The sequence below is a fragment of the Virgibacillus sp. genome (genome assembly GCF_013393565.1).
Taxonomy (GTDB): domain Bacteria; phylum Bacillota; class Bacilli; order Bacillales; family Amphibacillaceae; genus Virgibacillus; species Virgibacillus dokdonensis.
Genome location: NZ_JABXHF010000048.1, coordinates 24,195 through 33,172 on the forward strand (window position 1 = coordinate 24,195; position 8,978 = coordinate 33,172).

An 8,978-nucleotide genomic window follows, 5' to 3' on the forward strand; every position below is an offset into this window, starting at 1 on the left:
CTTTGTTTATGGCTTATGGCCTAGTGCTTCATAAAAGGGCTATTTTATTCGTGTCAAGTATCTTAGTAACGAACATGATTCATGTGAAGGATTCTTTATCCCTACTTAAAAATTATAGTAAGGAGCTTTCTCTGTAATTAACATAGTAACTTTTAAACCTGGCTTCCAATCGTACCACGGAAGCCAACCTTTAGACAATCTCATCTATTCCATTTGTTTTCTGGATATGATCGCTGTGCATATCTGCATTTTAGTAACCCAGTATTTCAATTATTGTTATTTTCGTTAAGCGATACGATTCGCAGATAACGGTAAACACTTGATTCAGACATTCCCATTATTTTAGCAACGTCCATTACAGTACCTTTAATATCAAATACACCATGTTCCTTTAATTTGGAAATAACGAGTTTTTTTTGTTCAGGTGATAATTGGGCACCCGATTCTAATATATCTTTGTCTACTTGTGTATAAATAATGTTGTGAATATTTTCGGTCAGTTTTTCAACGGATTGTTCCTGTTCTGTTTGTTTGTCTATATACGCTATATCCCAGCTTAGGTTAGCTAAATTTAATAAATTCTTTGCGACTTTCCGATAAGCATCCGCATCAAAGTTTATACATAAAAGACCTTGTAATTGACCTTTATGGTCTTTTATAAACATGGTTGACGAACGAAATTTTTTACCTTTCGGCCCTTCTCCAACATAATTTACAATAAAATCTTTCTTTAAATATACTTTTTCCTCAATTAACTTTTTTGCATAGTTCGTTAAGGGGCTATTTAATGACCTTCCACTTAATTCACCATGGATGATGTGACCAATGTGAGAACCTCCATCAGGATCTAAAACATGTAATACGAATTCATAATTAGATCCACAAATTTCACCAAAATAATTCATTATATTTTTATAGTGTCGAAAAAGTTGATCATCCAAATCGGTACTCCTCCTTTTTATAACTCCTTCTTTTGAATAGATTGGTTATGAATTTTTAAGATAAATTTAAGCGAATTGTTTACCATCATAAATGTATCACAACTACTGATGATAAAAAGAGTTCAAAAAGGGTTGTTCGTTCTTTTTATAAATGCATTTTTCATTTATCCCATTCATCTTTATTCAATATTTTAATGTTATCACAATCGGCTAAAACATCTTTCTAAACTATTCAAAAAAATATGCCAGGCCAAACAAGTTTTTGTAATGCTGGATAAGATGGAACTGGTTAGATTTCAACTGCTATGGAAGAGGAAAATAATCATTCTTTTATTTAAAAAAGTAGCTATTATACGATCAATAAATAGGAATACCTTTCCAAAGAGAAGAAAAGATGTTGAATGGAACGCTTTTTTTATACAGATAATTATAACAGATTTTAAAGACAATCCAATATAATAATAATAAATTTTTATTATAAAAATTTATTATTATTATATTGACGCTTTATTTTGTATGTGATATTCTTAATTTGTGATAATAAATTATTATTCTAGTAAATTTTTATTAGTATAAGGTATTGTACTATTCTTCTTAGAAACATATGAAATCTTGTTCTTGGATCTTTCCAAAATAATATTAGGAGGTGAACTTAAAAATAGAAATAACAAACTAAAAAAGGTATTCTTATCGATAATTTGACGTATTTTGAAAGCGGTTTTGTTTTATATCGTTCTTTCTAACCGTAATAAAGAAATCTAATTACTAAAATTTATTATTTGTCTGCTTTTATTGTTGCCTTTACAAATCATTTCTAGTCGAACAAGTGATATAACTCCAGTTCAGTAAGTAATTTGAAATATTTGGTACCCCGTTCACTTTGACCACATTAGAAGCACTTTCATGTAAAATTTAGCCGAATTTAAATACGTTTTTATTTTTAATAAATGTTATTTCAAGATTATTCTAGTAAATTAATTAAATTCAAGGGAGGATTAGCCATGAGCGTAGTAACAATGAGAGAAAAAAAGAATGTCAGTTACAAAAGTTGTTTTGATGTGATTGGTCCAGTTATGATCGGACCTTCAAGTTCACATACGGCAGGCGCTTTAGCAATGGGATTGATTGCAAATAAATTATTTAAAGATCTTCCAAAAAAAGTGGTAGTAGAATATTATGAATCATTTGCAGAAACGCATAAAGGACACGGAACAGATTTAGCCATAATTTCTGGTATATTGGGTTTTGAGGCTGATGATAGTAGGGTACTAGATGCTATTAAAATAGCAGAATCTAAAGGTATTGATATTACCTTTTTAGAAAAATCAGGGGATAGTCCTGCTGGGCATCCCAATACTGCTGATATTTACCTCGAGGACGATAGCCGATATATTCGAACAATGGGGATTTCAGTCGGTGGTGGATTAATTAAAGTGAAACATATTGAAATCGATGGATTTAGCTTACACCCTCAAGGTTCATTACCGATAATGATAGCAATTTCGGGACGGAATAATCTGGAACTTGAAATACACAGAATATTCAAAAAACACGACGTGGACATTAATAACTCCACCAGTTTGGAGAAAGATGGAAAATACTTATACCAATTCGATTTGGATTCACAATTAAGTAGTGATGCTCGGAAAGAATTAGAAAAACTTAGTGAGATAGCTAATATCATTATACTTTAATTATACTAGGGGTGAAACAGGTATGTATATGTCCATTAAAGAAATAGTAGATGCTGCAAATGAAAGACAAGTACCCATTTATACATTAGCAATAGAGCAGGAAATGGAAGTAATGAGATCTACTTTTGATGATACTTGGGGAAAGATGGAAAAAAACTTAAAAACGATGGAAAATGCTGTGAATAAAAGCATTGAAGACGATGGCGTGTTTTCGCTGACAGGGTTAACTGGAGGAGAAGCGGTAAAAATAAAAAAATATCGCGAGGACAGGAAAACGCTTTCCGGTGATATAATGATGAACGGTGTCCAGAATGCTATAGGTACAAATGAAGTGAATGCGGCTATGGGGGTTATTTGCGCTACGCCAACAGCTGGGGCAAGTGGAACCACACCGGGTGTGCTATTTACTATTAAAGAAACATTACAGCTAAGTCGTGAAGAACAAATTCATTTTCTGTTTACTTCATCTTTATTTGGCATGATTGTAGCAAATAATGCGTGCATTGCAGGAGCTTTAGGAGGGTGTCAAGCTGAAGTAGGTAGTGCCTCCGCAATGGCGGCTGCAGCGGCAGTAGAAGCTGCAGGAGGAACACCAGAGCAATCAGCGCATGCCTTCTCAACCGCTCTACAAAATTTACTTGGTTTAGTTTGTGATCCAGTCGGAGGTTTGGTAGAGATTCCTTGTGTAAAAAGGAATGCCGTTGGAACGGCTAATGCATTAGTGGCAGCAGATTTAGCATTAGCTGGTGTAGAGAATCTAATAAATGCTGATGAAGCAGTTGAAGCAATGTATAAAGTAGGTAGACAGATGCCTCGGGAATTAAGGGAAACTGGCTTAGGTGGAATTGCAGACACACCGACAGGAATTGCTATTAGAAATAAAATTCTTGGAAAAGAACAATAATATTTAACCATATTAAAATAAAACATATTTTTTCTAACACATTGTGAAATTGTAAACAATATTTAAAATCTATACCTCACAAGGAGGAAATTAAAATGAGTCAAACTGTGGCTAAAGTACATGAAGTTGAAAAAACTACAGAAGATGTTAAACAATATAAAGACCCTAATAAATGGCATATGCAAGATACCACTTGGGCAATGAGTCTTTTTGGGACAGCAATTGGGGCGGGTGTACTCTTTTTACCAATTAATGCTGGGGCAGGGGGGTTATTATCTTTACTTTTAATTATGATACTTGCATTCCCTGTCATGTACTTTTCACATCGGGCGATGGCTAAAATGATCTACTCTTCCGAATCTGCTGAAGAGGGAATTACAGCTACAGTAAGGGAGTATTTCGGAAAAAGGGCCAGTACAGTTTTTGATATCATCTACTTCTTTTCGATTTATGCAATATTACTTATGTATGCAGTCTCATTAACCAATACTGCAGGCAGTTTCATGGAGAATCAATTGAACATGCAAGCGCCACCTAGAATTATACTATCACTTGTTTTGGTTCTCGGGCTAATATTTATCGTAAATTTTGGTCATGATGTTACAGTAAAAGTAATGAGTTGGATTGTATATCCATTTATAGCAACTTTGGTGTTTCTATCTCTATATTTGATTCCGCAATGGGATTTATCAAATTTAAGTTTAGCTGGTAATTTTGCATCTGTAAATGGAGGGGTAGGTTTTACAGATATTTTAGGAATGGCTTGGTTTATCCTACCAATCATCGTATTTTCGTTTAACCATTCTCCTATGATATCTACTTTTGTTATTAAACAACGGGAAAGCTATGGAATAGAAAATGTAGACCGCAAATGTGCCCAAATTCAAAAGGTATGTTATATCATGACAATTTCAGTTGTATTTTTCTTTGTAATCAGTACTGTCTTAAGTGTGACTTCTGGTGAACTTGCACTTGCTAAAGAACAAAACTTACCAATTCTTTCTTATCTTGCTAATAAGTATAGTATGCCACTATTCGCATATGCAGCTCCTGTTATTGCTTTTATTGCCATTACAAAATCTTTCCTTGGCCATTATGTTGGTGCATATGAAGGATTGGAAGACATTATTGTGCAAGCTGCTAAATCCCGCGGAAAAAATATAAATAGCAAAACAGTGAAGAACATCATCATTGGATTTATGATCGTGACATGTTGGGTAGTTGCTTATGCAAACCCAAGTATTCTTGATCTCATCGATATGATTAATGCACCACTAATTGCGCTAATCTTATTCTTATTACCAATGTATGCAATCTATAAAGTGCCTGCACTAGCTAAATATAGAAAAAATTATATTAGCAACGCATTTGTCATTATTGTGGGCCTACTAGTAGTTCTATCAAGTATTAAAGCATTCTTCTAAATCTATTAGACTTTTTTATTAGATAGTCGGGAGGGACAGGTTATCTGTCCCAAATGGTTTGAAAAAAGTAAGCCCAAACTTCTTGACCTTATTCTGAATTGAATAAGGTTTTTTTACTGTCGCTTGACATGGGAATAACTTGGAGATGAACGTCCACTACAGGTTTATGGTTATCAAGGAGTGTCATTCATTAAATATTAAATTGGAAACGGAAGAAAATTGTTCAATTACAGATTTTCCGAACGTGCAATTCTACTCCGGTGCGATAGTTCCCTTTTAGGGGTGTGATAATAGTGAAGTTGGTACTTCAAGTATCCAAAACGTAATAACTCTTTATTTTTATATTTCATGTAGTTTTATTCATTAACGGATACAATGTGCGTAGGAACAAACACAACCGTATCACTATCCATTGAGTTCTTTATCAGAAAGGATGTGCCATCTAAAGAATAAGTAAGCTCACCAATAAATTAAAATGCTTATTCGGGATGACTAGCTTTATCACTTAATAATAGTTTTACAATTTCCATGTTTTCACCTCTTGTAATGTAAGTAGTGATAAGATTGTCTAAAGTTGAGAAAGATTGTTTGTCCATGTGAAAATGACGGAAACGCTTAACTAGTAAATTTTATAGATGTGATGAATAAGTTAAGTGCAGTTGCACTGGATGAGGTTACTCTTTGATCATTATTGATCAAAGTTTTGCTTTGTCAAAATACGATGCATGCTATAGGTAGTGCTTTGGATTGTATTTTCTCCATTAAAATAGAGACATAGGAAAATGGGCATTCATTCATTGAGGTTTTGGCTCTTGTTTACTTGATATCTGTGGAAGATTAGTACAGCTAGTTTGTTTCCTAATTAAGCGGAAAAAGTTTAATTGAGTGGGTGTTACGTTATTGATATGCTAAAGGTGCAACCAAGCACCGGTACTTTAAGTCTAGGACAATACATGAGTGAACGGAACTTCCTTTTCATCTAAAGTACATAAGCTTATGCGAGATACTTTATGAAAGTGGGGACGTTGCATGAAAAACAAATTATCTGTCGTTATTGCAGGTGGAGGGAGTACGTATACTCCAGAAATTATTTTAATGCTGTTGGACAACCTAGATCGCCTTCCTTTACGAAAAATTAAGCTGTATGATAATGATGAAGCAAGGCAAAATAAGGTTGCTAAAGCATGCGAGATTTTAATTAAAGAAAAAGACCCAACGATTGAATATGTGGCGACAACAGATCCTGAAGAAGCGTATACCGATGTAGATTTTTGTTTAGCGCACATACGTGTAGGTCAATTACCTATGCGTGAATTGGATGAGAAAATACCATTAAAATACGGTTGTGTAGGACAGGAAACATGCGGACCAGGTGGAATAGCATATGGCATGCGTTCTATTGGTGGGGTAATTGAAAACATTGATTATATGGAAAAATATTCTCCGCATTGCTGGATGTTAAACTATTCGAACCCAGCTTCTATTGTGGCAGAGGCGACTAGGAGACTACGACCAAATTCACGGGTCATTAATATTTGTGATATGCCAATCGGAATGGAACATGGCATTGCTGATATTGTTGGTGTTTCTTCTCGTAAGGATTTAGACATTCGCTATTACGGTCTTAATCATTTCGGATGGTATACATCTATCAAAGATCAAACTGGAAAAGAATTACTTCCAGCGTTAATTGAGCATATGAAGCAATATGGCTTTATCAATGGGGAAGAAGGAATGGCAACGGAAAATAAAGATAGTTGGTTTGAGACGAATCTATTTGCGAAGCATTTAGTTGCTGTCGAACCTACGACCATTCCAAATACGTATTTAAAATATTATCTCTACCCAGATTATGTAGTAGAACATACAGATCCAAACTATACAAGAGCAAATGAAGTAATCGACGGCAGAGAGACGGAAGTGTTCTCAGCTTGTGCGGAAATTGAAAAAAATGGCCATTCCAAAGGCACGAGTCTTGAAATTGGCATACATGCTGAGTTTATTGTTGATTTAGCAACGGCGTTAGCATTTAATACGCAAGAACGTATGTTAATTATTGTTGAAAATAAAGGCGCTATTAAAAATTTCCCTGATGATGCTATGGTGGAAATACCTTGTATTGTTGGCAAAGATGGCTATGAGCCGTTAGCAATGGGCGAAATTCCTACCTTCCAAAAAGGACTTATGGAGCAACAGGTAGCTGTTGAAAAGTTAGTAGTAGAAGCATGGATTGAGCAGTCGTACCAAAAGTTATGGCAAGCTTTAACATTATCGCAAACCGTTCCAAGTGCAACGGTAGCGAAGCAATTGCTTGATGATTTAATGGAAGCAAATAAGCAATATTGGCCTGAACTTTATTAAGAACGATTGCTATAATGGTAGAATTTAGCTAGCTATCTGTTATAATATTATAGGATAGATGAAAGAGAACTTTCATTTACAACAAGAAAATAATTTTACTTTTGTAAAACATAGGTCGCGCTTCGTCCTTCCAGTTTTTGCTTAAAACGGGGGATGACAGCGCGTTTATACTTGTACTATAGGAAAACTTGATTTCCTATGGTTTATAGTATAAGAAAAATTACAGCTTCCGCCATAAAGATTTGGCGATAAGCTAAGTTTTGCTTACAAAATATTTTCTTTTCAATTCCTTAGAAAGGCGTCATCTTATGGATAAACGTGTATATTTACTCACTATCGTATCATTTGTAGTTGGAATGGTAGAATTAATCATCGGGGGCATATTAGATTTAGTGGCATCGGATTTGAATGTCAGTCTTGGTAAAGCGGGGCTGCTAATTACGATATTTTCACTTGTGTTTGCCATTACAGCACCACTTCTAATGATTGTCACTGCCAAATTTGAGCGAAAGCGACTCATGCTATTTTTCTTACTGCTTTTTTCTTTAAGTAATTTAGTTGTTGCGCTTAGCCCTGTATATAGCATGTTATTTGTCGGTCGAATGCTTTCAGCAGCAAGTGGATCGCTATTAATTATTCTCTGTTTAACGATCGCTGCTAACATTGGTAGCGAGAAGCACCGTGGACGTGCAATTGGATTTGTATCAATGGGAATTAGCGGTTCGATCGTTCTAGGTGTACCAATCGGGTTGGTACTTGGTAATACATTTGGCTGGCGTGCTCCATTTTTATTAATTGTCTTATTAACGTTGTTGTCCATGGTCGGTGTTTATTTCTTAATGGACAAAGTACAGCCTAAACCGCAAGTACCAATAAAAGAACAAATTAACTCATTAAAAGAAAGTAAAATATTTTTAGCGCACTCGACTACTTTTTTATTTATGGCTGGACATACAATACTCTATGCTTATTTCACTCCATTTGTAAAAGAAACGATGGGGATAAGCGGCAGTTGGCTTAGTGTGATTTATTTTGTGTTTGGCATTGCAGCAGTAAGTGGTGGAGGCATAGGTGGAACGATATCCGACCGTTTTGGTACAAAGCGAACCATGCTTACAACATTAATTCTTTTTGCTGCATCTATATTTATTCTTCCATTTACAACTTCTGTATGGCCACTATTCATTATCGTAATGGTTATATGGGGGATGATGAGCTGGGCGATTACCCCAGCATTGCAAAGTTATTTAATTGAATCGGCTCCTGCAACAGCAGATATTCAGCAGAGCTTAAATAATTCTGCCTTGCATTTTGGAATTGCGTTTGGTTCTTTTATCGGCAGTATTGTCATTGAACAAGCTCACGTGGAACAAAATGCCTTTGCAGGTGGAGTGCTGATTAGCTTTTCTATCATTACAATATTGATTTCAATGTCCAAGACTGCAGTCGCAAGAAAACATAAAGCAATATATAAATAAGAGCAGTAAAAAGCGTGTGTGCTTGAAAAAAAGCACACACGCTTTTTTAAGGTGCGCCCTGCATGGACGAAAACTTGGTGGTGAAAGTCCACTACAGGCTTGGCAGTAGGAACTGTTAGCGAAAGACAAGGTGGCTATCGCGAGGTAGTGGCTGAAGGAAGTCGGACGCAAACTCC

Annotated in this window: 6 protein-coding genes; 5 read left to right on the forward strand and 1 reads right to left on the reverse strand. The window is 35.2% G+C overall.

Features of this window, described 5'->3' with window-relative positions:
- Positions 1–266 precede the first annotated feature (266 nt).
- Positions 267–941 (reverse strand): helix-turn-helix transcriptional regulator, encoded by a 675-nt coding sequence (locus tag HLX49_RS11195; RefSeq protein WP_077701839.1) that lies wholly within the window; start codon positions 939–941, stop codon positions 267–269.
- Positions 942–1,942: 1,001 nt separating this feature from the next.
- Between HLX49_RS11195 and HLX49_RS11200 the strand changes: the two genes are divergently transcribed.
- The 5 genes from HLX49_RS11200 (at position 1,943) to HLX49_RS11220 (ending at position 8,802) form a co-directional block, all read left to right on the forward strand.
- The gene (locus HLX49_RS11200; protein WP_077701837.1) at positions 1,943–2,635 is read left to right on the forward strand and encodes a serine dehydratase beta chain; all 693 of its coding nucleotides are present in this window, start codon (positions 1,943–1,945) and stop codon (positions 2,633–2,635) included.
- Between the two features lie 22 nt (positions 2,636–2,657).
- Complete coding sequence (sdaAA, locus tag HLX49_RS11205; protein ID WP_077701836.1) at positions 2,658–3,539, forward strand: L-serine ammonia-lyase, iron-sulfur-dependent, subunit alpha; 882 nt, start codon at positions 2,658–2,660, stop codon at positions 3,537–3,539.
- A gap of 95 nt (positions 3,540–3,634) precedes the next feature.
- Positions 3,635–4,963, forward strand: a complete 1,329-nt coding sequence (locus HLX49_RS11210; RefSeq protein ID WP_077701835.1) for an aromatic amino acid transport family protein — start codon at positions 3,635–3,637, stop codon at positions 4,961–4,963.
- Between the two features lie 1,029 nt (positions 4,964–5,992).
- Positions 5,993–7,324 (forward strand): 6-phospho-alpha-glucosidase, encoded by a 1,332-nt coding sequence (locus HLX49_RS11215; RefSeq protein WP_296361941.1) that lies wholly within the window; start codon positions 5,993–5,995, stop codon positions 7,322–7,324.
- A 308-nt stretch (positions 7,325–7,632) separates the two neighbouring features.
- Positions 7,633–8,802 (forward strand): MFS transporter, encoded by a 1,170-nt coding sequence (locus HLX49_RS11220; protein WP_101933197.1) that lies wholly within the window; start codon positions 7,633–7,635, stop codon positions 8,800–8,802.
- Positions 8,803–8,978 lie beyond the last annotated feature (176 nt).